This is a genomic window from Cytobacillus sp. IB215316 (assembly GCF_033963865.1).
Lineage (GTDB): Bacteria > Bacillota > Bacilli > Bacillales > SM2101 > Nanhaiella > Nanhaiella sioensis.
Genome location: NZ_JAXBMC010000005.1, coordinates 107202 through 133020 on the forward strand (window position 1 = coordinate 107202; position 25819 = coordinate 133020).

Annotated in this window: 18 protein-coding genes and 1 pseudogene; 12 read left to right on the plus strand and 7 right to left on the minus strand. The window is 33.9% G+C overall.

The window, feature by feature from the left end:
• Positions 1–24 precede the first annotated feature (24 nt).
• The 6 genes from SLH48_RS10755 (at position 25) to SLH48_RS10780 (ending at position 6178) form a co-directional block, all read left to right on the plus strand.
• Positions 25–954, plus strand: coding sequence for an alpha-L-glutamate ligase (locus SLH48_RS10755; protein ID WP_320258149.1), 930 nt, complete (start codon positions 25–27; stop codon positions 952–954).
• 493 nt (positions 955–1447) lie between these two features.
• Positions 1448–3610, plus strand: a complete 2163-nt coding sequence (recQ, locus tag SLH48_RS10760; RefSeq protein WP_320258150.1) for a DNA helicase RecQ — start codon at positions 1448–1450, stop codon at positions 3608–3610.
• A gap of 282 nt (positions 3611–3892) precedes the next feature.
• The gene (locus SLH48_RS10765; RefSeq protein WP_320258151.1) at positions 3893–4144 is read left to right on the plus strand and encodes a hypothetical protein; all 252 of its coding nucleotides are present in this window, start codon (positions 3893–3895) and stop codon (positions 4142–4144) included.
• A 497-nt stretch (positions 4145–4641) separates the two neighbouring features.
• A complete protein-coding gene (locus tag SLH48_RS10770) occupies positions 4642–5322 on the plus strand; it encodes a sugar nucleotide-binding protein (RefSeq protein ID WP_320258152.1) in 681 nt (226 codons plus the stop codon).
• Between the two features lie 158 nt (positions 5323–5480).
• Positions 5481–5675 (plus strand): DUF6366 family protein, encoded by a 195-nt coding sequence (locus SLH48_RS10775; protein WP_320258153.1) that lies wholly within the window; start codon positions 5481–5483, stop codon positions 5673–5675.
• Between the two features lie 35 nt (positions 5676–5710).
• On the plus strand, positions 5711–6178 hold the full coding sequence (locus SLH48_RS10780; RefSeq protein WP_320258154.1) for a GNAT family N-acetyltransferase: 468 nt from the start codon (positions 5711–5713) through the stop codon (positions 6176–6178).
• A gap of 104 nt (positions 6179–6282) precedes the next feature.
• Here SLH48_RS10780 and SLH48_RS10785 read toward each other — a convergent pair whose 3' ends face one another.
• A complete protein-coding gene (locus SLH48_RS10785) occupies positions 6283–6918 on the minus strand; it encodes a hypothetical protein (RefSeq protein WP_320258155.1) in 636 nt (211 codons plus the stop codon).
• 1187 nt (positions 6919–8105) lie between these two features.
• On the opposite strand from SLH48_RS10785, the gene SLH48_RS10790 reads away from it, so the two are divergent.
• The 4 genes and pseudogenes from SLH48_RS10790 to mgrA all read left to right on the plus strand — a co-directional run bounded on the left by SLH48_RS10790 (position 8106) and on the right by mgrA (position 17303).
• Positions 8106–13175, plus strand: coding sequence for a binary toxin-like calcium binding domain-containing protein (locus SLH48_RS10790; RefSeq protein ID WP_320258156.1), 5070 nt, complete (start codon positions 8106–8108; stop codon positions 13173–13175).
• Between the two features lie 579 nt (positions 13176–13754).
• Positions 13755–14153, plus strand: a pseudogene (locus SLH48_RS10795) (M23 family metallopeptidase); the annotation flags it as partial.
• Between the two features lie 559 nt (positions 14154–14712).
• Positions 14713–15969: an enhanced intracellular survival protein Eis gene (gene eis, locus SLH48_RS10800; protein ID WP_320258157.1), complete on the plus strand. Its 1257-nt coding sequence runs from the start codon at positions 14713–14715 to the stop codon at positions 15967–15969.
• Between the two features lie 335 nt (positions 15970–16304).
• Positions 16305–17303 carry an L-glyceraldehyde 3-phosphate reductase gene (gene mgrA / locus SLH48_RS10805; protein ID WP_320258158.1) on the plus strand — a complete coding sequence of 333 codons (999 nt, stop codon included), beginning with the start codon at positions 16305–16307 and terminating at the stop codon, positions 17301–17303.
• A 530-nt stretch (positions 17304–17833) separates the two neighbouring features.
• Here mgrA and SLH48_RS10810 read toward each other — a convergent pair.
• A complete protein-coding gene (locus SLH48_RS10810; protein WP_320258159.1) occupies positions 17834–18622 on the minus strand; it encodes a GNAT family N-acetyltransferase in 789 nt (262 codons plus the stop codon).
• Between the two features lie 199 nt (positions 18623–18821).
• On the opposite strand from SLH48_RS10810, the gene SLH48_RS10815 reads away from it, so the two are divergent.
• A complete protein-coding gene (locus SLH48_RS10815; RefSeq protein ID WP_320258160.1) occupies positions 18822–19961 on the plus strand; it encodes a hypothetical protein in 1140 nt (379 codons plus the stop codon).
• A gap of 106 nt (positions 19962–20067) precedes the next feature.
• Here SLH48_RS10815 and SLH48_RS10820 read toward each other — a convergent pair whose 3' ends face one another.
• Positions 20068–20559, minus strand: coding sequence for an N-acetyltransferase family protein (locus tag SLH48_RS10820; RefSeq protein ID WP_320258161.1), 492 nt, complete (start codon positions 20557–20559; stop codon positions 20068–20070).
• A gap of 233 nt (positions 20560–20792) precedes the next feature.
• On the opposite strand from SLH48_RS10820, the gene SLH48_RS10825 reads away from it, so the two are divergent.
• The gene (locus SLH48_RS10825; RefSeq protein ID WP_214482460.1) at positions 20793–21122 is read left to right on the plus strand and encodes an SCP2 sterol-binding domain-containing protein; all 330 of its coding nucleotides are present in this window, start codon (positions 20793–20795) and stop codon (positions 21120–21122) included.
• A 581-nt stretch (positions 21123–21703) separates the two neighbouring features.
• On the opposite strand, the gene SLH48_RS10830 is transcribed toward SLH48_RS10825, so the two are convergent.
• The 4 genes from SLH48_RS10830 to sph all read right to left on the minus strand — a co-directional run bounded on the left by SLH48_RS10830 (position 21704) and on the right by sph (position 25470).
• Positions 21704–22507 (minus strand): alpha/beta hydrolase, encoded by an 804-nt coding sequence (locus SLH48_RS10830; protein ID WP_320258162.1) that lies wholly within the window; start codon positions 22505–22507, stop codon positions 21704–21706.
• A 149-nt stretch (positions 22508–22656) separates the two neighbouring features.
• Complete coding sequence (locus SLH48_RS10835) at positions 22657–23133, minus strand: dihydrofolate reductase (RefSeq protein WP_320258163.1); 477 nt, start codon at positions 23131–23133, stop codon at positions 22657–22659.
• A gap of 628 nt (positions 23134–23761) precedes the next feature.
• Entirely contained in the window at positions 23762–24406 is a 645-nt protein-coding gene (locus tag SLH48_RS10840) for a DsbA family oxidoreductase (RefSeq protein WP_320258164.1), read from the minus strand.
• Positions 24407–24495: 89 nt separating this feature from the next.
• Positions 24496–25470, minus strand: a complete 975-nt coding sequence (sph, locus tag SLH48_RS10845) for a sphingomyelin phosphodiesterase (protein ID WP_320258165.1) — start codon at positions 25468–25470, stop codon at positions 24496–24498.
• Between the last annotated feature and the right edge of the window lie 349 nt (positions 25471–25819).

Genomic DNA, 25819 nt, shown 5'->3' on the forward strand with positions numbered 1-25819 from the left:
GTCATATTTTATGGGGGAATTAAGATGGAGCCAAAAATATATATTATTCATGAAAACGATGAATGGACAGAACCTTTACACAAAGAACTCGATAAATTAGGACTATCTTATGAAGATTGGTTTCTTAATGAAGGATTACTTAACCTTAACGAGGAACCACCGATTGGGATTTTCTATAACCGAATGAGTGCATCTTCTCATACGAGAGGACACCGTTTTGCTCCTGAATATACAGCAGCTGTATTGTCTTGGTTAGAAAAGCATGGACGAAAAGTGTTTAATACAAGTCGGGCACTTCAGCTTGAAGTAAGTAAAGTTGCCCAATATACCGCGTTGCAAGCATTTGACATCATCACTCCACATACGATTGCTGCAGTAGGCAAGGAACATATTTTACAAGCTGGAAGTACGTTTGCAAAGCCATTTATTACAAAGCACAATCGTGCTGGCAAAGGGCTAGGGGTTCAGCTCTTTGACAATGTTGCAGCTCTACAGCAATACGTGAACAGCGATGAGTTTGATGAATCGATCGATGGCATCACACTTTTGCAGGAATATATACAGGCACCAGAACCGTATATTACTCGTTGTGAATTCGTTGGAGGGAAATTTCTTTATGCTGTTCGGGTTGATACGTCTGAAGGCTTTGAGCTATGCCCAGCAGACGCGTGCCAAATAGGAGATGCCTTCTGCCCTACAACAGCCGATCCTACACCAAAGTTTAAAATTCAAGAAAATTTTAACGATCCGATCATTCAAAAATATGAACAATTTCTCGCTAACAATGACATTCATTTTGCAGGAATCGAATTTATTAACGATGCCAAAGGAAATATATACACTTACGATGTAAATACTAACACAAACTATAATGCTGATGCAGAAGCAGTTGCAAATGTTTCAGGGATGGGTGCGATTGCTAAGTATCTCGGCAACGAGCTAGCTATGTTATAGAACAACTAAACCTTTTATCTAAATTGTGATTAAGAATCTTCCAATTCGGGAGGGTTCTTTTTTTGTTCCTTGTGATAAGTTTTTAGTGTATCCCTCAACGTAGAAAAGGTACTATGCTGTATACAAAATTATTTCTTAGCAAATAAACCAACATCCTATGTAGAAAGCTTTTTAACTGGCTCGTTCAGGGGGGAGCATGTTTAAGATTTTCGATAACTGTTTTATAATGAAAGGAAGGATTAGCTACGGTATACAAGATAGATATTTATTATTTATTTGATAGATCCTTTTCGTAAATATTGATTTTTATTAAAGGCTCTTTTCTTAAAGTTTGCTGCTATTATTACTAGAGATGGACAGTATGATATGTTTTATTGAGGGCTAATAGATTTTACAAGTAGAAAAGAGATGCCTGAATTTTAGTGTGAAAAGCAACAACCAATTCTGGAATAGCCATTTGAGAATATAACACTGAGGAAAGGAGCTCACCGTCATGTTTGAAAAGGCGACCCATGTATTAAAACAATATTTTGGTTATAAAGCGTTTCGGCAAGGGCAAGATGGGATCATAGAAAATGTATTAAATGGGAATGATACGCTTGCTATTATGCCTACAGGTGGAGGAAAATCAATTTGTTATCAAGTGCCAGCGATGATGTTCGATGGTGTGACAATTGTTATTTCACCGTTAATCTCCTTAATGAAGGATCAAGTTGATGCTTTAATTAATATTGGAATACCAGCAACATATATAAATAGTACGTTAACAAGACAAGAATTAAATGACAGAATAGCGAAAGCACAAGAAGGGGCTTACAAACTCATTTATATAGCGCCTGAGAGATTAGAGTCACCTGATTTCCAACAATTATTACAAAGGTTACATATTTCACTAGTAGCAATTGACGAAGCGCACTGTATTTCACAATGGGGGCATGATTTTCGCCCTAGCTATCGGCATATTTCTACGTTTCTTCAAGCTTTAGATAAGCTACCAGTCGTCATCGCATTAACAGCGACAGCAACGACAGAAGTAAAAGATGATATATGTAATTTACTACATATTGATTCTTCAAATACTTTTGTTACAGGGTTTGCTAGAGAAAATCTTTCTTTTACAGTCGTCAAAGGTGAAAACAAACGTGATTACATAACGAAATATATTAACGCAAATAAAGCATCTTCAGGAATTATTTATGCTGGTACGAGAAAAGAGGTTGATCAGCTTTATGCCTATTTTGAACGTAGTGGTGTTTCAATAGGAAAGTATCATGCTGGGATGTCAGAGCAAGAACGAAAGGACATGCAAGAGAAATTTATCTACGATGATATTAGTATCATGGTTGCTACAAATGCCTTTGGCATGGGAATAAATAAATCCAATGTACGTTATGTGTTACATTACAATTTACCAAAAAATATGGAAGCATATTACCAAGAAGCCGGTCGTGCTGGTCGTGATGGTGAGGAAAGCGATTGTGTTGTATTATTTTCTCCTCAGGACATACAGTTGCAAAAGTTTTTAATAGAACAAACGTTGTTAAATCCTGAACGGAAAGCTAATGAATATCAAAAGCTGCAACAAATGATCGATTATTGTCATACTGAGCGTTGTTTACAGCTATACATACTCGAATATTTTGGAGAAACAGATGGTCAAACATGTGGAAAATGCGGGAATTGTACTGATGCCAGAGAAACGATTGATATTACAACAGAGTCACAAATGGTTTTTTCTTGTATTAAACGCATGAATGAGCGGTTTGGTAAAACGATCGTAGCCCAAGTTTTAAAAGGCTCTAGAAACAAACGTGTCGTTGAACAACAATTTCATAAGCTACCGACATATGGTCTTCTGAGTAAATATTCCGAAAAAGAAATTGTTGAAATGATTGACTACTTCGTAGCTGAACAATATTTGGTTGCTACAGAAGGTCAATATCCAGTGCTAATGATCGGGAATAAAGCGTATCAAGTATTAAAAGGAAATGAAAAAGTATATAAAAAACAAAAACACAAAGCAAAACGCTTAACAACACATAATGAGCTGTTTGAGCGCCTGCGTGCACTTCGGAAAGATATTTCAACTGAAGAGCGTGTTCCACCTTATGTCGTTTTCGCGGATAGTGCATTAAGAGAAATGAGTGAGCAAGCACCTCTAAATGAACAAGCTATGCTAAGCATAAAAGGAGTAGGCAAAGTTAAGTTTGAAAGATATGGAGCCCAATTTTTGCAAGCAATAAAAGCATATGCAGCTGAACATGATATTGAAGCAACAGAGGATATTCCGACAGAGGTACGAGTGAGTGAATCAGCATTAGGTTCATCTAATGATAACGTTACAGACAAAGTAACAGAAAACCCTAGTCATATATTGTCCTATCAATTATTTGTTGAAGGGGAAGATATTGAAGATATTGCAAAAAAGCGGTCAATGTCGCCAATAACCATTCAAAATCATATCATTCGAAGTGCAACTGAAGGCAACGTAATTGAATGGGGGCGAATGATTCCAGCGGAGTATGAAGAACAAATAGTCTCCAAAATAACAGAGTTAGGTGCAGAGAAGTTAAAACCATTAAAAGAGGCATTACCAGAAGAGGTAGATTACTTTGCAATCAAAGCTGTAATATGTAAAATGCACCTAACAAATTGAGTCGAATAAATAAAATAATGATTTAATATATTATTAAACTAGACCAGCAAGCTGAGATTTTTATACAACGGTGACAATTTAATAAGAAGAAAAGATGCCACGAATATTAGTTGTTAAAGGTGTTATTTCTTTAAATACAAACATTATGAAAAAGGCTATTTACATAAAATTAGTCTTTTTTATCCAATTATTGTTTATTATTGAAACTTATTTAATGGAAACTCGTAAATATAATTTAGTCATGAAATGAAAAATGGTCAAATAGTCGGGAGGGAATAGCGCATGAAAAATTATATTATTTTTCTAGGAAGCTTCTTCATGTTATTTTTGGTGATTCAACTATTGTCAGGGCTATTTCTAACTGCAACATTTAAACCGGATTTATCACAAGCTTTGAATAGCGTTACAAATGTACCAGAAGAGGTAGAATTCGGCAGTTTTTCAAGCATTTCATTATATATTATTGCTATGCTATCAGCTATAGTCGCATATTTTGTGCCAAAATTAATTACCAAATTCAAAAGTAACATTTAACAGGAGTGCACTAGAGTTAACAAAGGTGGATTTGCAAGAATTAAATAAAAAAGAAACTATATAGCAGAGTTGTTGTGTTAATTATGTCAAATTTGAATTCTTCTTTCCCTGTATATTTAAGCGTTTTTTAATTGCTGATAAATCTCTTAGGATGGTTCCAAGGTGCGATTGATGCTAAAACGCTTTGATCATTAAAACAGTCATTAGCAATGCTTTCATTTCAAATCGATATTATTAAATAAATATCTGAAGCAATCAATACAAGAATTGTTAATATTTATAAATATATTAGTAATCTTGGAAACTACATTATTCTCTAAGAAAAGCTCTATTCATTCACTAAATATGAACAGTCAAGTAAGTTGTGTTGTAGACAAAGAGAAAAAGATACCAAGATTGATAGTGTGTAGTTGAAATAACAACTCTAAAAAATATAACAGCATTAACCAACAAAAGACAACATACTATAAGTCGAATGTGAACTGGGAGAATAAAATATGAGAATTATAGTGTTAGGTGCAAGTGGTTATTTAGGCTCAGAAATATTTGTACAATTGAAGAAAAATAACATTGCTTCAGCTTTATTCGGTACTTCAACTACTAGGCGAGATAATTTCATTCAATTAGATGTAAATGATAAAGCAAGTGTACAAAGATTGTATAGTCGTATTCATCCAGATGTAATTATTTGGCCTTTAATGAGTAGAAACAATGAAAAAGACCTTATACATACAGGGTTGAACAATGTTCTTACATCTATTAATAAAGATGCACTATTTATATATATATCTACTGATGGGCTATTTTCAAGTGGTAAAGGTAATTATACAGAGGCTGATCAAGCAGTTTATTTAGATGGAAGAAACCCATTATCACATTATACGAATGCAAAAATTGATGGAGAACAAATCATTAGGCGAACACATGAAAACCACCTCATTTTGCGCTCTGGTCCAATCTATGGAACAAATGCACAAGGCCGATTGGATCATCGAGTAGCATACGTATTAAATGAGATTAGTAATGGAAATCAAATAACAAGAGCGTCAAACATTTATAAAACATTTGTACATGTTGAAGATTTAGCAGTAGCTATCACAAAGCTTATGATGAAGGAATATCGTGGGATTCTTCATGTAGGACTAGAACCAAAAAGAAAGTTACTATTCTTTTTTTAAAACCTTGACAAATCAACAAAAAGATATGATGATTCCTTATGAAATATCGGAAGAAGAAGCCACACATAGAGCAATCTCACTAGATACTTCGTTTAATACAACAAAGTGTCAAACTTTATTACCAGGTGTCTTTAGAAAAGTGGATAGCAGATGGTTAAATGAGTGAGCAGAAAAGGGACGATCTATATAATAAGGAACGGAAAAATCACCCAACTGGAATGCTAAATGATGGAATCAACCGTAGTCAAGTTGGCTCTCCTTCAGAACTGGTGAGAGGTGGTTGTTTTCAAATTGTTGTAACGATTGTCATCGCCATCATTAGCTTACTTTTGTTTAATCAATGTTCAACGTAATGAAATTAAAACTTGCTATGAGAGGAGTGTGAACTATGATTAGACACGTGAAGGAAGCAGATTATCAAACCATTATACCTGTAGTGAACGATTGGTGGAATGGTCGCAAAATGGATCATATGTTGCCAAAGCTATTCTTTACGCACTTCCAAAATACTAGTTTTGTTATTGAAGAGCAGAATGAGATTGTTGGATTCTTAATTGGATTTCTTTCTCAATCTCAACAAAATGAAGCCTACATACACTTTGTAGGTGTACATCCTCAATATCGAGAACTGGGACTTGCCAAAAAACTATATGAACAGTTTTTTACTACTGTAAAACAGCATGGATGTAAAATTGTTAGGTGCATTACATCACCAGTGAATACAACATCCATAGCATTCCATCAAAAAATGGGTTTTCAAATTGAAGAAACAGATACTTTGACGAAAGGCATCTATGTGAAACGTAATTATGACGGTCAAGGTAATGACAGAGTATTGTTTTATAAGAGTCTATAGCAAGATGTAATTAAGCGATTTAAAAGCTTCGTGGCGAAACTCTTTTAAAATACATAGAGTTAAAAAATAGAGTGTTAGACCCCAAGTAGGTCTAACACTCTATCTTATGCAGCGTTGTCTGCATGTAACAATCCTTCTTTTATACCATACTTATAAATCATATATTTATTCAAACCTCTGGCTGAAGAATAGGAAAGTTTTGCATATTTGATTGCTTCTTCTTCATTTCCATGTTTCCTTTCAATTGCTGCGAGAAGTGCATATTTCATCCATTCAATTTTAATTTCATTAGCAAGTTCATTTGCTAAATCTACATGATTATCCTCAACAGAAATCAACCCTTTATAGTAATTTTGATAGTTTAATGGTTTAATATGATCTACATATTTTTTAGCAGCTATGATATCTTTATTGTACAGAGCATATATGACATTAATTAGTGCATACATATGAGGCATCTGATATTTTTTTAGTACTCGCTCGGTAGCTTCTTCGATTTCATCATCAATTTGATTTGCATAAACATAATAAAAGTGAAATAAAGCATTTCTTTTTTTATTCAAAATGCTCTTCTCTACTGTCAGTACGTTGTTTGACAAATAGAGGGGATACAAATTAGAGAAAATAGCTAATATAAAAATAATGAAGATAGCCAGATATAGGTATATATTTGGTACTTCTAGCTGAACGAGAGTAACTAACACTACTAATGTCAATAAAAAAGAATAAATTGGTTTCATTTCGCTGATGTTTCCTTCCTATGTGTGATGATTTTTACAAAAAGGTTATTTGCCCCAATTAAAACTAGCATTTACAATCATATAATATTTTTGTCAATTTTTATAGATATACCCCATTCTTCTGCTAACTTTTGTTTGATTCCTTATACTTAAGGGCACAATTGAGAAACTTATAAACAAGTGATTGTAACTTTCAAAAATCTATAATCAGTTTGTTTAAGAAGAGTATGATTGATCTTTTTATCTTTAGTAGTCATATTGTGAAATAATATATTTTAAAGTGAACAAGAAGGTCTTAATGGGTATTGCTATTGATTAACAAATGTAAGACTAAATTTGTTAGTTCAAACTATCATTTTAAATAGTGTCTTTTTACAATCACAAACTTTCATAACAAAAGTGCAATGGATTGAGTAGCGGGTTTTAAACTTCTAAAAAAAGTAAGTATGTGTATTTATTGTTTTCTGAAAGAGATTATTTTTATAGATAATCGACCTAGTCATTAGTAAAAATATAAGGGATAAAAGTTCTAAAAAAGCCTATCGCGTTGATAGGTTTTTTTTATCGTATAGTCTGATGATTAAGTATTGTAAATTTATTGAACGAAATAAAACTTTTAAATTTTTTTCTTACAATAAGGGGGGGAAAGGATAGGGTTCCACAGGTTTACTGATGTTCAAGTTTTGAACGTGTCACCTTAGTTCTTGCTAGATTAACGACTTTATTATGGAAGAATAGTAATAGTGATTTTAATAGTAATAATATAAATATATTGATGCTATTTTTTAAAAACTGTCGATAAATGACGAAGTATACATGTTTTTAGCGATAAATGTTGTTTTATCCTCTATTTTGCGGTTTTTCACTTAGATAAGTAATATCGTAGCATCTATATAAGTGATACGAGTCATTTATTTAACAGATCCAGATAAAATACCAGCTCAATGTGTTCAAAGCTATAACTCATTACTCGTGATTCTTTTGTGACAGTTGCAAGAGAGATCAACTTAGTCGGATAAAAACCGACTGTGTATTTATAATATTCTACTTACGTAACTTGTAGTATTTTCAAACTATTTTAAAGGAGGTGCATTTCAAATGTGAAATGTTGTTCGTAACTCTTTAAGTGGTTGGGATGAAGTAATTATATCAAATCAAAAGTCCAAATGAGAAAGGAGCATTTTTAAATGGGAAATAATAAATCAAAAAAACGTTTTCTCTCAATTATTACAACATTAGCTCTAACGACTCAAGTAGTATCATTTTCTCATCCAGTAACTTATGCTAAAACTGTCGAGTCCCAATCCGAGACTTCTTCAAGGGAAGAAGTAAATGATGAAAACATCATTACGAATGGTATGGAGGGAACCTATTATTCTGACGCTGAGTTTTCTGATCATTTGTTAATACGCCTAGAAGATTCAAATGCAACATTTGATATTAATAGACTTAATATACCTAAGCCACTCCTAAGTAAGATGAAAAATATTCACTCGATAAAATGGGAAGGTATAATCGAACCTAGCTTCTCTGAGGAATATACATTTACTACATCTGATAATGATCATATTAAACTATGGATTGATGATGTACTAATTATTAATGGACAAAATATTGAACCACAAGCAATTAACTTAGCGTCAGATCAACAATATAAGATTACTATAGGTTATAGTAATCCAGATGTGGCACTATCTGAACTTGAAATTAAATGGAGCAGCAAGAATCAAGAAGAAGAGATTATTCCAAAAGAACAAATATTACCACCAACTCAAAGTGAAGAAGGTAATGATTCATTAGACCCTGTTGATTTGATAGTTGATGAGCCAACCATCCAAGAAGAGGCAGGAGAGGAATCAACTGATCTAGCAGAAGAGGCAGGGGAGGAATCAACTGATCTAGCAGAAGAGGCAGGAGAGGGATCAACTGATCCAGCAGAAGAGGCAGGAGAGGAATCAACTGATCTAGCAGAAGATGCGGGAGAGGAATCAACTGATCCAGCAGAAGAGGCAGGAGAGGAATCAACTGATCCAGCAGAAGATGCGGGAGAGGAATCAACTGATCCAGCAGAAGATGCGGGAGAGGAATCAACTGATCCAGCAGAAGATGCGGGAGAGGAATCAACTGATCCAGCAGAAGATGCGGGAGAGGAATCAACTGATCCAGTAGAAGAACCAGGGGACGAATCATCTGACCCAGGGGAAGAGGCAGGAGAGGAATCAACTGATCCAGTAGAAGACCCAGGGGACGAATCACCTGACCCAGGGGAAGAACCAGTAGATAATCTAACCGATTCGCTAGGAAAAGCTGCAAAAAGCTTTCGTGATTGGCTATTATCGTCTTATCAGAAAATAAAAGGTCTCATTACTTTTAACCCATCAGTTGTAAGTGCGGAAGTGATAGAAAACGATACAGATGACGATGGAGTAACTGATTTATGGGAAATCAATGGTTATACTCATATTCCTGGCTTTGGATTAGTTGAATGGGATGATGCTTATTATGAGATGGGTGTATTAAAATATACTACATCGCCATATGACTGGAGTACAGACCAAGATCCATACAGTGATAAGGAAGAAGTAACTGGTCAAATTGATGCGGCTATTCTAGCTCCAGCAACTCATCCATTAGTTCCAGCTTTTCCAGATATAAAAGCTGATCTTGAACATATTCAGATAACACCTAGAGAGACTATTACACTATCAGATGGAACATCTAGGTCAACAGGGTGGCAAACCCAAACAGATACGACTGAGAGTAAAAAAATCAGTACTGGAGCTAAGTTTGGTACTGAAGTCACGCAAGAATTTGAAGTATCAGCATCACTTACCGACCTTGGGGTAAAGCAATCAACGTCTCTTAAACTATATACGGAATTAAATACGAATATTGAGACTACAGATGTTACATCAAATTCGAGTGGTAGAAATGGCACGAATACAGCAAATTGGAGCCAAGCGACTACGAGTGAAAAAGATAAAGCTGCTACAAGTATTTGGAATGTAAAATATAGAAATGTAGGTACTGCGCCAGCATATGACATCGTTCCAAGTCTATCTTTAACAGTTGGTAATTTGGATATTCTGTCATTGAAAACAGCTAACGCTAGTACGATTGGAACGATTGTCCCTAATGGAACATACCCTAGCAGTGGATCTATTGCTTTACAGTACCAAGAGGTAGGGTCGGTAGATAACACACCTATTTATCTTACGATAGATCAACTTAAAATGATTGAAATGGGATTGCCTATTTCTCTTTCTACAGACCAAATAGAGGCAAAGGTGAAACGCATAGAAAATGGATTGCCATCTACAGAGTACAATTGGAGTCTATATGAAGGAGCTATTGATGCTGTTTCGGCAAATATTACTTTTATCAGTAGTACGACTGGAGAGCATAACTATAAAATATATGCGAATGACCCAAATAACTCAAATTCTCAATTTAAACCTGATACGTCGTTAGAGGAAGCACTTGTGTTAGTTCTCGATGCAGAAATTGTGAATAAGAAATTAAGAATTTTTGGTGAAGAAGTTGATGATTCATGGCGTGTTTATTTTTCATCTGATTCATCTGCTGATTACGATGCATTTCAACAAGGTGAAAGCATTTTTGATACGAAATTACGACCTGGTATGAATATTGTTATTGAAAAACCTGATCCGAACGGTACACCGTATGTACAATATGCTCTTTATGCTGATGAAGGAAAGCAGGTTGTTGCAAATGTTCTTGAAAATGGATCATCAATTGAGAGTGTCAAAGCGACAGTTAAAACGATTAATAATGGCGTACAGGAACTCATATTAACAGATGAGGATGAAAACGGTGACTTTGATGGTGTTTGGGAATCTGATAGTTCAGCAGGGCTAATAGATTTAACACATGCAGATGCAAAAATAACTGTTACTGCAGCAAATGGAAATGAAACAGAATCGTATATTTTAAGACCGTATGATTTATCATTGTATGGTTTAGGTTATGTCCCATTACAAGAAACCCAAGATGTTTCAAATATTAATACTCTGTCGTCACAATATCCGACTGCTGAAGCATTCGTCCTTGAAGTGAAAGATACAGAAACGACTTCAAATAAACATAATGTACAAATTGGTGCCCAAGCAACTTATTTAGGTGTCAACGATGACCCAATTGAATATAGAGGGGCAGCTACAACATACCAGTTATATGAGGACGCGGATTATGAAGGGGACCGTATATACGATTTAACTAGTTCAATGTCAGATTTGCGAAGCGGTTTTCATTATATGAGTAATGATAGTGGAAGTAATAAGGTTAGTGGTGTTAAGTTAAGACAGGACGAATCTGGATCAGGGCTTGTTCTATATAACTACTACGGATATGAAAATGGCAATGTTGATAATGTTTTACCAGTAGTGAATGGGTATCGAGATCTTTCAAGCACTAATATGGATAATAAAGCATCGTCAGTCCGCATTGTCGGACAGTCAGGAAAGCCGTTCGTTCGACTATATGATCAGAAAGATTTTTCTAACGGTGGAAATGATTATGCTGGTGATTTTATAGATATTTACGGGCAAAAAGATATTTCTGGTTATTTTAATAATAAAGCTTCTTCATTTAAAGTTTTTGCAGGCGAAGATACGAGCTATCAACTTGATACGTACTTTTATAATGATGGTGACTTTTCTGAGTCTGGTGGCTGGTATCATTCGTGGGATACGATTGGACGAGGAAAAAATCTTACAAAATATGATACTAATAATAATGTCTCTTCTATCAAACTAGGGTGTGAGCAGAATTGTCCAACAGTTAAATTTTACAATAATAAAAACTACGATGATCTACACGGTAATAACACATTGACACCTATATTTGACTTACGTCCTTTTGGTATGGGATCTTCATTATCTTCAATAAAGTTTGAAAACAATGAAGATAAGCTTGCGAAAGTAATCATCTATAAAGAAACTGATTTTGAAGGCTCTTACGCAATTATTGATGAGTCGATTCCTGATTTAAGTAGTTTTCAAGATATTATTTACAAAGGTAGAAGCGCAACAGGTTCTCGTGGATTTAATAATACGATTGACTCAGCTCGTTTCTACTATGGGCCAGTATACCGTTTTTATGAGGGAACAAACTATACAGGTGATTATGCTGACTATGTCATAGGGGAGGATGATATTGGTAGTAATTGGTCTAATCAGTTTAGTTCTGTAAAAGTATTAAACCCGCTGCCTGAAATAGGATTAATCGCGTATGATAATACGAACTATGCTGGAGATTTTCTACCTGTTACTAAGGATATCCCTGATTTAAGTAGAGTTGATTTTAATGATAAAATTTCTTCGGTTAAATTAATTACACGTATTCCAGATGAGAGACCAACTCACAATACTACGGTTGTTGTACCTGCATCTGATTTGACATTAAGCACAACAAATGATTATTTTGGAGAAGGTACTTCAATAAAAGTAGTTGGGTATTTTGATCGCTTATCAAGCTCATCTAAGTTCACGCCATATAATCATGAGCGAACATATACAACGACAGGGACCCAATCATATAGTACGGGTATAAACCATGCAAAAGGTTATCTGGTACAAGTAGATGCAAACAGGGTGACGTCTAATAAAGTCAGAGTTAAAATAAACGGCTCATCTTATTCAGAGCTTGGTACTTCGGCAACACATGCATTAGGATTTGAGCCAGGTGCTGAGAATAATCCGAAGCATAGCAATATCGTATTTGTTCCAGCATATGAAAATGACCCTGCTAATATAACAGTTGACATTTCTTTAGGTAGTTGGAAAGATACTGACGATAATACTGAATTCTCAATTAAAGTACTTGGGTATTTTGCAGATGAAAATGACTCTAATAACGATTGGTTCTATGAGCAGTATACTACACCAATTTCTGTAGCGTCTCCAACAGTAACAGATGAGCAATCTACGCAAGTTATCCTACAAGGAAATGATTTTAAAGAGCAACCAAAAGCATTTCTAGTTAATGTTACAGCAAAAAATATAGGTGCTAGTGTATTAAAATTCTCTATTAATAACGATTATGTACAATTAGGGACTGCTGCAACAAAATTTGCGAAAGGTGTGGATCCAGAGTCGGTTCATCATAGCGGATTAATGTATGTAACGGCTGATGAGCTAAATCCATATTTACTGACCATGACTCCAGACTACGGTACATGGACAGTACTTGATAGTAATGCCGAATATGATATTGACATAGTAGGCTACTTTTACTAGAAATTTACCCTCAATGAGTTTGTTACTCATTGAGGGTTTTACATACGTTTATAAATAAAATAAGTTACACTCTTAAATGATGTATGAAGAATATTTGTGCGAACAAAAAAGTAGTTTAGGTAGTAGAAGTTTTAAAGTAATGATGATTGATTCCCGATTATTTCATAAGCTAATAACATTTAGCAGTGTTGATAGTTTGAAAACAATCCTTCTTAACCTCCTTTATATTAGGACAATACATGATTTAAGCACGTTTAACAATCAGGCGTGTAGTTGCTTATTACTACTTCTATCCATATTAAATGAGTTTTTTCTCCTTAGACATAGATTTGGTATTGGTCTAAGCTCTCCTCGTTCATATCACATAATCCAACTGTATTTTAAAGATTTTTTACATGTCGTATAGTCAAATTGCTCTTACATATTTTCATCTACAAGTAGTCAAGTATAGTAGCCTATTTACGATGTGCGATGAAAAGGACTATTGTGCTGAGATAAATGACAGTTTCCAAGAGGGACCTTTTTACATAGTTTAGTTATATAAAGATTATATAACTACAATGAAGAAAGGGGGGGACAATATTGTTTATCTATCCTTGTGAAGGACGTGTGTCGTCAGCATATCGTACAAGCCAGAGGCCAGATCATTATGGTGTAGATTTTGCCCAATCTGGAATGGTTTCTATTGTTGCAGCTGCTGAAGGTACTGTTAGTCGATCATATATATCAACGAGCTATGGTGAAGTTATCTTTTTAGTTCATCATATCGAAGGACAAATCTGGGAAACTGTTTACGCACATATGCGTAGTGGATCTCGAAAAGTCAAGCAAGGTGATTACGTGAAGCAAGGAGAACATGTAGGTTATATGGGTAATACTGGTCAATCTACAGGTCAACACTTACACTTCGAGTTGCATAAAGGAAGGTGGGATCTTAATAAGACAAATGCCGTCAATCCATTAGCGTATTTAAGTGAAAAAATAGAAGAGGAGGAAAGCTCAATGAAACTACAAAAATGGCAATACGAGGAACTCGCAAAAACGTATGAGATTTCCTATAAAAAGGGGATTTTGACAAGTAATAAATGGCATCAAAAAGCGAGGAAACAAGATATAACTATCGATGAAATTGCTTTTCTAAATGCAGTAATTATGGGACGTATGATAAAATAGTTAAATAATCCCACTATTGTATAAAGAACTCCATTATTTAATAGAATTTAAGAAAAGGCTGCTTTCGAATTAACTGTTACTTTTCGTACTATGAGCTAAACTCGTAGCTTACGAGGTATATTTTGTCATTTGTTCATTATCATATTGATTGTAGTTTTCTACGACAAAATAAATGAAGACCAACTAGCGAAGGTAGTACCTTTTCTTCAAAAAAAAATCACAGAAATATATAACCCTCATCTTGTCATCTGTTTGTAAGAAATAGCAACAAATTGTTCGATAAGAAGTCATTAAGGAAGCAGGTGAAAAAGGAGCATTTTCAGAAAGTCACATGTATCAATAATATATTGTAAGGGGTGGAAGTATGGTGATTGAAATTAAAAAGATGATAGATGTCGATTTTAGAGATTTTGCAAAAATTTCAGTTAATGCGTATCCGGGGTTTTATGATTCTTCTGTAAACAAAATAAAGCAATTAGAAGAAAAATTTATAGAGTTGCAGAGTATTGAATCTTCAAAAGTATTTTATGGTGCATTTAAAGATCAAAAAGCTGTAGGTGGCATGAGATTATATGATTACAAGCTGACACTATTTTCGTCTCAAATAAACGCAGGTGGAATTGGCTCAGTTGCCGTTGATCTATTACATAAAAAAGAAAAAATAGGTAAGGATTTAATATCCTTTTCATTACAACACTTTAGAGAAAAAGGCTTTCCACTTGCAGTTCTATATCCGTTTCGTCCAGATTTTTATAAAAAAATGGGTTTTGGATATGGTACAAAAACGAATCAATATCGAATTCAACCCCATAGCTTTCCGAAAGGAAGGTCGAAGAAGCATCTCCAATTTGTTGATGCCTCTGAAACTACCGAGTTACTAGACTGCTATAATAGAGTCGCGAAAATGACTCACGGCATGATACAGAAAAATTACAATGACGCAGCTAGTATATTTAAAAAAGAAGGAAATAGCATTATTGGATATAAAGAAGAAGGATCAATTAGAGGTTATCTTGTTTTTACATTTAACAAAGTAAATAAGAACAACTTTCTACTAAATAATTTAATTATTGAAGAAATTATATATGAAAACACAGAAGTTCTTCAAGAGCTCTTAACCTTTCTAAATAGCCAAATGGATCAAGTCAATGAAGTCATTGTTCATACTCAAGATGAATATTTTCATTACTTACTAAAAGACGTTCGGAACGGTACGAATCATATCATGCCCCATGTGTATCATGAAAGCAATGTCCAAGGTGTAGGCATAATGTATAGAGTAATTAATACGAAGGCTATATTCCAACAGTTAAGTAGCCATAATTTTAATAATGCGAATTGTAAATTGAAGATAACTATTAATGACGACTTCCTTAAAGAAAATGAAGGTAGTGTTATCTTATATTTTGAAGACGGGAAAGTAAAAGTGATGGAAGAAAGTGAGTATGACGTAGAAATATCATTACATGTTTCAGAATTTACATCAATGCTTGTTGGTTCTATTCCTTTTAAGCAACTACTTAGCTATGGATTAGTGAGCATATCTGATTCAACTTATGTAGAAACGGTTAATAGAATTTTTGCTACAGATCAAAAACCAATGTGTACAACAAAATTTTAGCTAATATTCATTATATATTGTTACAGGCTAGCCAGTATGAGGTCAGCCTGTTTTTTGTAGGGAAATACTTTCATTGACGTATGTGAAAAAAAGAACGTATAATGTATTCGAAAGCGTTTTCGTTATACATAAACTTCAATAATGACACTGAAAGTAGATTTAAAATATGATACTAAAAAGGCAGGTGAAAGACTGCTATAACAATAAAAGCATTCAATATTTCATGTGAATTAAGTGTCACGAACTAAATGAGCTACTCATCCATTTAATATCAATGGCATTTGTCTTAGCACTTACCCATGAATCGAAAAGCTTGTTTTGTGTAGCAGGATAAGATGAATTATATAGCAAATGAAAACAGATACGATACGATGATTTATCGCAGGTGTGGCAAGACCGGTTTGAAGTTACCTGCTGTTTCGCTAGGGTTATGGCATAATTTTGGTGGAGTTGATGATTATGATAATGCTAAAGCGATGGTTACACGAGCATTTGATTTAGGAATTACTCACTTTGATCTTGCTAACAACTACGGTCCCCCAGCAGGGAGTGCTGAAGAAACACTAGGTAAAATTTTGCAGACGGAATTAAAGGATTATAGAGATGAATTAATTATTTCAACTAAGGCAGGTTACGGAATGTGGCCAGGCCCTTATGGTGATTTTGGATCAAGAAAATATTTAATTGCTAGCCTGGATCAAAGCTTAAAAAGACTAGGGGTAGACTACGTAGATGTCTTTTATTCACATCGTCCAGATCCTGAAACTTCTATTGAAGAGACGATGATGGCTCTTGATTCAATTGTTCGACAAGGAAAAGCATTGTATGTAGGGTTATCCAATTATGATGCCCTCCAAACATCTCAAGCACTTGAGGTACTGAAGGACTTAAAAACACCAATTGTTCTTCATCAACCAGCATATTCAATGTTGAATCGTTGGGTTGAACATGGGTTGTTAGATGTTAATGAAAGAGCTGGTATTGGAACGATCATCTTCCAACCATTGGCACAGGGTGTCTTAACTGACAGGTATTTGCAAGGTATTCCTAGTGATTCTCGTGCTGCTAGTGAAAGTGTATTTTTAAATGAACAAGATATTAATGATAAAAGAGTTAATATGGTGGTCCAACTTAATAATATTGCCAAAAATCGTGGGCAAAGTTTAGCGCAACTTGCAATTTCTTGGGCTTTACGTGATGAGCGAGTGACTTCCGCACTGATTGGTGCCAGTCGCGTAGCCCAAATCGAAGATAATGTTAAAGCACTTAACCATCTTTCATTTAGTGAAGAAGAATTAACTGAAATTGAAGCTATTTTACAACAAAATAGTTAAGTTTGGATAGTAAATGAAGTAGTTTGGATAGTAAAAGAAGCAGTTTGGATAGTAAACAATGTAGTTTGGATAGTAAACGAAGTAGTTTGGATAGTAAAAGAAGCAGTTTGGATAGTAAATGAAGTAGTTTGGATAGTAAAAGAAGCAGTTTAGATAGTAAAAGAAGCAGTTTGGATAGTAACCGAAGCAGTTTGGATAGTAAAAGAAGCAGTTTGGATAGTAAAAGAAGTAGTTTGGATAGTAAAAGAAGTAGTTTGGATAGTAAAAGAAGCAGTTTGGATAGTAACCGAAGCAGTTTGGATAGTAAAAGAAGTAGTTTGGATAGTAACCCAAGCAGTTTGGATAGTAAAAGAAGTAGTTTGGATAGTAAACAAAGTAGTTTGGGCAGTAAACGAAGTAGTTTAGATAGTAAAACGTGAGATTCAGACAGTAAAACCTGAATTTTGGTCAGAAGAGCACTAAAAAAAGGGTTCTACCCATCAATTTGTGGGAGAACCCTTTCATGTATGTTTTGGAAAAATACCTAATGATTATCTGTACATTACCCATTTTCCAATGTCAACAAAACCAAGCTTTTTATAAATCCTACCTGCGCCTGGGTTATCGTAAAAAAGACAAAGTGTTTTTCCTTCTTTTAATAAGTCTTTACATAACATTTTCATCACTTCAGTGGCATAGCCTCTATTTCTATAGTCTTGATGAGTACAGACACCAACGATCATTGCTGATATCGAATTTTCTGCCGTAGTTGATGCAGAGGCAATAATTTGTCCATTCTTTTTCATAACATATGTGCGACCTGTACCAGATTTCATTGTGTTTATAAGCATTTCTTTTGCATTTGATGGTGTTACAAATTCCTCAATATCACTTCTTAATGCAATAATCCCATCGACATCTTCAATTGTTGCTAGAGATATTTCTGATTGAAAATGTAGTTCTCCTAACTGATCATCTGTTACACATTCACAAAAGAACATGTTTTGTTTTTTTCCTAGCTTTAAGCCCTCAATATTTTCAAACTGACATGCGATTTCAGACTTACCGGAAAGAGATTGTACATTATCATGTTTCTTAATAATTTGAACAAAACCTTCTACATCAAAACCATGTTTGGCATAAGGAATATAGTATTGGTAATAACGAAGTAAAACAGCGATTAGCTGATTGTTTTCATCGAATTCTCCCCAAATATCTTGGAAGTCTTGTTCGTATCCGAATGCTTCAATATCACCGATAAGAAATAAGTTAAATGAAGCTTCTTCTTCTAGGAAAGAAAATACTTGTTTATGGTCATTAGACTTCAATTTACGAATCATTGTTCTTCTCCTCAATAATAAAAATTTGGTAATTAACGAATAATAATTATGAATATACTAGCACGGTTTTTATGACCAAACAATGACCAGCATAAGAAAATGATGTTTAATTTGCCTTGACATATGATTGACACAAAGACAGCTTATAGTAAACATGTGACAAATAAATTGTCCAACAATTGAAGGAGGAGAATTAATAATGAAGAAAATTGGTTTGTTAGCCTTAGCTGGAGCAATAACATTGGGAGGAGTGAGTGCTACTAGTGCTTTTGCAAAATATGATAGTAACGTAAAATACTTTAATAAAGATCATTTTCAAGAAAAATGGAATGAGCTTAGTGATGAAGAAAAAATGGCAAAGCTAACAGAGCGAGCAGAGCAGCTAGGAATTGACGTAGAAGGCAAAACATTAGAAGAAATCCAAGACTTGTTGAAGGAACAACGTGAACAAAAGCTGCTGGAACGAGCAGAAGAATTAGGTATTGATACAGAAGGCAAAACTGTGGATGAAGTAATAGAGTTAGTGAAGGAACAAGCTCCACACCATAAAGGAAAAAGAATGAATAAAGAAAAGTTTCAAGAAAAATGGAATGAGCTTAGTGATGAAGAAAAAATGGCAAAGCTAACAGAGCGAGCAGAGCAGCTAGGAATTGACGTAGAAGGCAAAACATTAGAAGAAATCCAAGACTTGTTGAAGGAACAACGTGAACAAAAGCTGCTGGAACGAGCAGAAGAATTAGGTATTGATACAGAAGGCAAAACTGTGGATGAAGTAATAGAGTTAGTGAAGGAACAAGCTCCACACCATAAAGGAAAAAGAATAAATAAAGAAAAGTTCCAAGAAAAATGGAATGAGCTTAGTGATGAAGAAAAAATGACAAAGCTAACAGAGCGAGCAGATCAGCTAGGAATTGACGTAGAAGGCAAATCATTAGAAGAAATCCAAGACTTATTGAAGGAACAACGTGAGCAAAAGCTGTTCGAACGAGCAGAAGAATTAGGTATTGATACAGAAGGAAAAACTGTGGATGAAGTAATAGAATTAATGAAGGAACAAGCTCCATCCCATAAAGGGAAAAGAATGAACAAAGAAAAGTTTCAAGAAAAATGGAATGAGCTTAGTGATGAAGAGAAAGAGGCAAAGTTATTAGAAAAAGCTGAGCAGCTAGGAATTGACGTAGAAGGAAAATCACTAGAAGAAATTCAAGAGTTACTAAAAGATCAACGCCAGCAAAGACTAATTCAACGAGCAGAAGAATTAGGAATTGATACAGAAGGTAAAACAGTTGAGGAAATCAAAGAATTACTGAAGGAAGCACGTCAAAGCTCTGAAAATTAAGTGATGAAGAAACCGCCATTGTGTTTTAATGGCGGTTTTTAATGTTGCTCAAATTAACTTAACAGACATCCACTCTAATGAGCCAAAGTCTAATAGCGTGAGGAGTTCAGTCCATTATTAATTGATAAAATAATACATCTTGCCAGCTGTCAAACTTGTAACCAACTTCTTTAAAGGAGCCAATAAATTCAAAACCGAATTTCTCATGAAGTTTAATGCTACTATCATTTCCTTTTGTGATACCAGAAATGATAACATGAAAACCTATTTGTTTAGCTCTTAGTAAAATTTCATTTACTAACTTTGTGGCCACTCCATGTCCTCGCGTATTTTCATCTACATATACTGATAATTCAACAGTTTTAGCGTAAGCTGCTTTTTCTCTAAATGCTGATAGGCAACAATAACCTACAACCTTATTTTCAATCGTAGCTACAATTAGAGGATAATCACTTCCATATTTAGAAAACCATTGTTGTCTTTGTTCGAGCGTCTCCTCTGTTAAATCAAAAGTTGCAGTTGTATTTACAATTGCTTGATTGTAAATGTTTAATATACTCAAAAGATCGTCTTGGTGTGCATCTCTAATAATAACCATCGTCTACTCCTTATTATAAAATTACAAGAGTGTGTATATAGTACGTGATATATTGCTATATTATGATGATTACAGGATTTTTTCAAGATGATAATGAGTGTGCAAAATTAAACAATAAAATTTTATTAGGAAAATAATTCGAAATAATCAAATTTTATTGTAAATGAATGAGTATTCATTTACAATAAAATTACCAGTATTTATATTGGTATTTTAATAAAGGGGTGGAATATATGGCTGTAAAAGAAGAGTTGAAAAATCTTTCTGACAAAATTAATGAAAATCCTGAACACATTGAAGGACTTGATTATGTTTATCAATTTCAAGTATCTGGGGAAGATGAAGGGGCATATCAAGTAGCATTTTCAAATGGAGAGCTAGCATACAATGAAGGTGAAGCTGAAGATCCATCTTGTACAATTCAGTTATCTGGTGAAAATCTAGTAAAGCTGATACACGGTAAATTGAATGCAACATCAGCTTTCATGATGGGACAACTAAAAATCAAGGGAGATTTATCTCTTGCGTTAAAACTACAGTCAATTCTACAAAAATATCAATAATAACAAGAGTAACGCCTTCATTTACTTTGTGATGAGGTGTTACTCTTTTTTTATATTGAGTTACTTGTTCCCACAAGTTGTAACTGATTATATAAATCAGATGTTTTACTATAAAGTAAGATTATCAGTAAATTACGTGCAGTTTACTTAATTTGCTTAAATAAGGTATTGATTTCTACATCCACTTGGAAAAGAATAAAAAAATTAAAAATGACTATTATTATTTAAACAGAGAAGCTCGATATCACCCTTCAAGTAAAAGTTCTATCTACAATGTTAGAAATCTAATTCTGTTTTCTTTAATTCTTATGTTCAGTTTTTGCGACATGATGATTGTGCAAATTACTGATTATAGGAGAATACAAATTTGTTCTTTAACAATTTTCAAAGCATGTGTCAAAAGGAAATGTACTATATGATTATTTAGGATAATTTATGTATAGTAAATAACCTTACTCATATCTAAGAGTAAGGTTATTAATGATTTAGTTAAATACCCATCTTGTTTCTGTTGCTCCCGGTTGTCCTATCGCTTTATAACCCGTGCTTCTAATCTAATCTTTATTAACTTCATATTTTATTTATCTACTTGCGACATATCTATTATCACCTTTTAGAGTATTCAAGAATCTAATTGACATTACATTAAATTTATCTGGTTGATCAACGTTCACAACATGACCACTATCCTCGATAATTTCAAGCTGCGCATGATTGCTTCTCTTCACTACTTCCTCTACTGGAAGTAAGAACATATAATCTTCTTGCCCCATGACATACAAGGTAGGAATATCCAATTCATTTTCTTCAAACTGCACCAACAATGGAACGACATCCTTCGTTAACTTAAACCACTTAACAAATTCTTTTTGACATAGCTTCTTTGCTTGATTAACAAAAAGCAACCGAGATTCCTTATGTCTTTTTTTAGGCATTAAACACCAAGCAAATAATTTATATAACCACATATACGGAACAACTTTTTTCCCTACATTCCCCAAGAACATTAAGGTTTTTACACGGGTGTTTAACCGTATAACAGCACCACCCAAAATCATAGTTTTAACTCTATTGGGCTCAATTTCTGCAATATTTCTAATTAATATCGTTCCTAATGATATTCCCACAAAATGTGCATTTTTAATGTTTAAGTCATTTAATACCTCAATAATATCTAAACTTACATCGGAAAAAGAGTAATTTCTCTTTAAGATCCCTCTATCTTTTGACTTTCCGTGTCCCCTTAAATCTATCAGTAGTACATTAAAGTGCTCCTTAAATGCTTTTAACTGTTTATACCATACTGTTGAACTTCCTCCCGCACCATGAATAAAAACCACCCAATCATGAGCATCGCTTAATTTAAATCTCTTGGAATAAAGCATTATCCAACAACACCTTTCACAAAATACAGTTTAATGGAAATAAAAAACCACAAGCTACAGTACACCCCAATGTACTGTTTGTTTTGTGGTTCCTCCACTTTCTTACGAAATTTAAGTATTCGAGTCATTATGATTTAACAAAGCAATCCTTATACTTTTTCCATTGTTACAAAGGAATAATGGATTCCCTGGTTTTCATCATAATGTTTTTCTTCTTCGGTTACTATGAACCCTTTAGGGACTTCAAAAAATGTATCGCCTTCTATAATTACATCCACTTTAGTTAAATAAATTTTATCAACATAAGGGCTAAATAATTTATATACTTCACCACCGCCGATAACCATATTTTCTTTATCAACGGGTAAATACTTTATGATCTCATCAATAGAATGATAGACATGACATCCTTCTTGTTGATAATTTCTCTCTCTTGTTAAAATATAATTCTCCCTGTTTGGAAGAGGTTTCCCAATCGAATCAAATGTTTTCCTACCCATAATCACGTTTTTGCCTGTAGTTTTGCTCTTAAAATATTTTAAGTCATTTGATAGATTCCAAGGGAGTTTGTTATCTACACCAATTACTCCGTTTTTACTTACAGCGACAATAAATGAAAAACTCACTTATGAACATCCTTTCTAAATTCCAAGAATCCAATCGGCTACTTGTCAAATTACTATTATTCTAGCAAAGGATAGACTATTTGACGAATTGAAAAAAATTACAAAATTATTCAGCTTCTACCTAGATCTTCCTTTAGAGAAATGAGAAACTTTAGCTTAGTTTGTTAACTGAAGCGGGTTGGAATTACAAGTCATTCAAATTTAAAAGCACATCGAAATCATTATTTTGTTTTCCAACCACTCACTATCATCTTCATTTTCTAAAAATCTTCCTGTTTATCTTCAATTAATTCGTATCTGTTATTTAACCAAACGATATTTCCAGCAACCATTTCTAGTAATGTAGAAATCACCAATCCATAATAAGTAATTATATAGAAACCGGAGTTATTTTTATCAACATAACATTGGGCAGCAGAAGGATGATAACCTAATATTGATCCTAACCTTTCATTTATGGTGCATATTTGATTTAACGTTAGTGCTAAACAACAGAAAAGACACTACATGTACATGCGTTAATTTTTTTGTAGCTAAACACTGTTCAACGTAAAAACAGCCGTACCCAATAATATCTTAAGTAGATATTATTGGGTACGGCTCTATATAAGCTACTGTAGATGACTGTCTATTCACATCCATCTATACTACAATTCATCCCAGTTGAAGGAGTTTTAGCAGTTTCTAATTGTTTATTAATAGCACGTTCAATTGAGTCTGATGATTGCACACCTGATAGCTGTTGATTTCCTATTTGGATTGTTGGTACTGCACGAATATTCGCTTCTGTATAAGCGTGTTGAAGTTGCTTTTGATGAACTTGCTCATATTTTCTTGAAACGAGTGATTCTTTGAATTCATTTGCATTAAGACCAACATTTTCAGCAATTGAAGTTAATATCTCAACATCACCTATATCTTGTTCAAGTTGCCAAAAAGCACGGAAGACTGCGTCAGCATACTCATTTCCTTTACCTCTCTCTTTTGCAAACTGCAACCCTTCATGTGTTAAATGAGTTCGAGGGTGTGGAGACATTTCGGGTAAGACCATTTCTACACCAATACGCTCAGAAAGAGGTTTTACTGAATGTTGCCATCCTGTTTGAATATAATTGCTTTCTGGTCTAAGTGGTTCGCTATTTCCTGGACGGAGTTCATATGGCATCCATTCGATTTCAACATCTTTTCCACTCGTTGCTTCTAGAAGTGGTTTCTTTGCTAAGAAACAAAACGGACAAACAAAATCTGAATATACTTTCATCTTTACAGTCATTTTTTCACCTTCATTTATAATTTTTTACATATAATGTCTTAGTAAGTATACAATGAAGGCTTTAAATATGCTAACGATATACATGTTAACTATTGTTGAGAGTTATCTTCAATATTAGAATATCCATATACGGGGTAGTGATCAGAAAATTCATTGTACTTATTTATAATTGCTGTCCATGTTGGTGATTTAACATTAAGCACTTCATTTGTCCAAAAATCAGGTTGTTTATGATTTTTTTCTAAGAATATATAATCTAAATACCTTGGATATCCATCAGGAAATTTATAGGCAACAATTTCATTTGTTTCCGGATCAAATGTTGAGCTATGTCCAGTAAATTGTGTAGGTTCGTTGACATTTAAAGTATCAATCAAAGACTGATACTCATCAACATTATACCTGTTTACATTAAAATCACCGCCAATAAACAGTACCTCATCTAAGGGAACGTCCTTGTCTGTTATAAATTCTGCTATTTCTTGGAATTGTGTTTTTCGAATTCTATTTGCCTCATCAGTGCCACAGCCGGTATCATCAGCTTGGGCATGAGTACCTATAATATGATAATAATCATCTTCCTTTTCAACCTTTACATAAACAAATCCTTTGTTAGCGAAATAATCTACACCACAGCCCTCTTCAAATACATATTGAATTTGCTCAAGAATTGGCCATTTAGAAATAATTGCAACACCCCCATCTTCTGGCACTATATTTGAGTAATGACCTAGCGTTTCATCCCAGCCATCTTTACTTCTTCCTAAAACAGGCGTTTGAAACGGGTACTCTTCCGCTATGTTATTAAGTAATATTTTCGAAGAGTTATTATCATATAGCTCATTAAATATGATTGCATCCTGACCTTTTATGTAGTCTGCCTCACTAATAAAAGTTGCTCGATCTTTTTGCCCCCAGCTGGAAGCATAAGTAGGCATAAGAAAAACATTATGTTGTAACAATTTAAAATCGTTTGGATAATGACTTGAAGCGAATGATTGATGAAAATTGATCGTTATTCCAACTAAAAAAGCGCAAAATAAAAGAGTGATATACTTTTTCAATTGTCAAACCTCCAGTCTTTTAATTATGCTGTTATTAAATAGATAGTTGTTTTGCGTTTTTTTAAATAAACACGAACACAACTAAGTTTCGCCGTGTAAATTCTTTTATAAATCGATGACTGTTGAGAAAAGGACTTCTTTATCTTCTGGTTTAGGAACGATAACAACAAAGATTAATAAATAGCCTCTTGTATATATAATCTCATTGGAATAGTTAGATGACAGGTTTATGAAATTTGTACTATTATATATGTGGCTAACAGATAGTAGGGAAATAGCCAAAAATAAAGAGACGGCATAACATAACTGTTATCCGTCTATAATTTTTGAAAATAAACTTTGAGTTCAA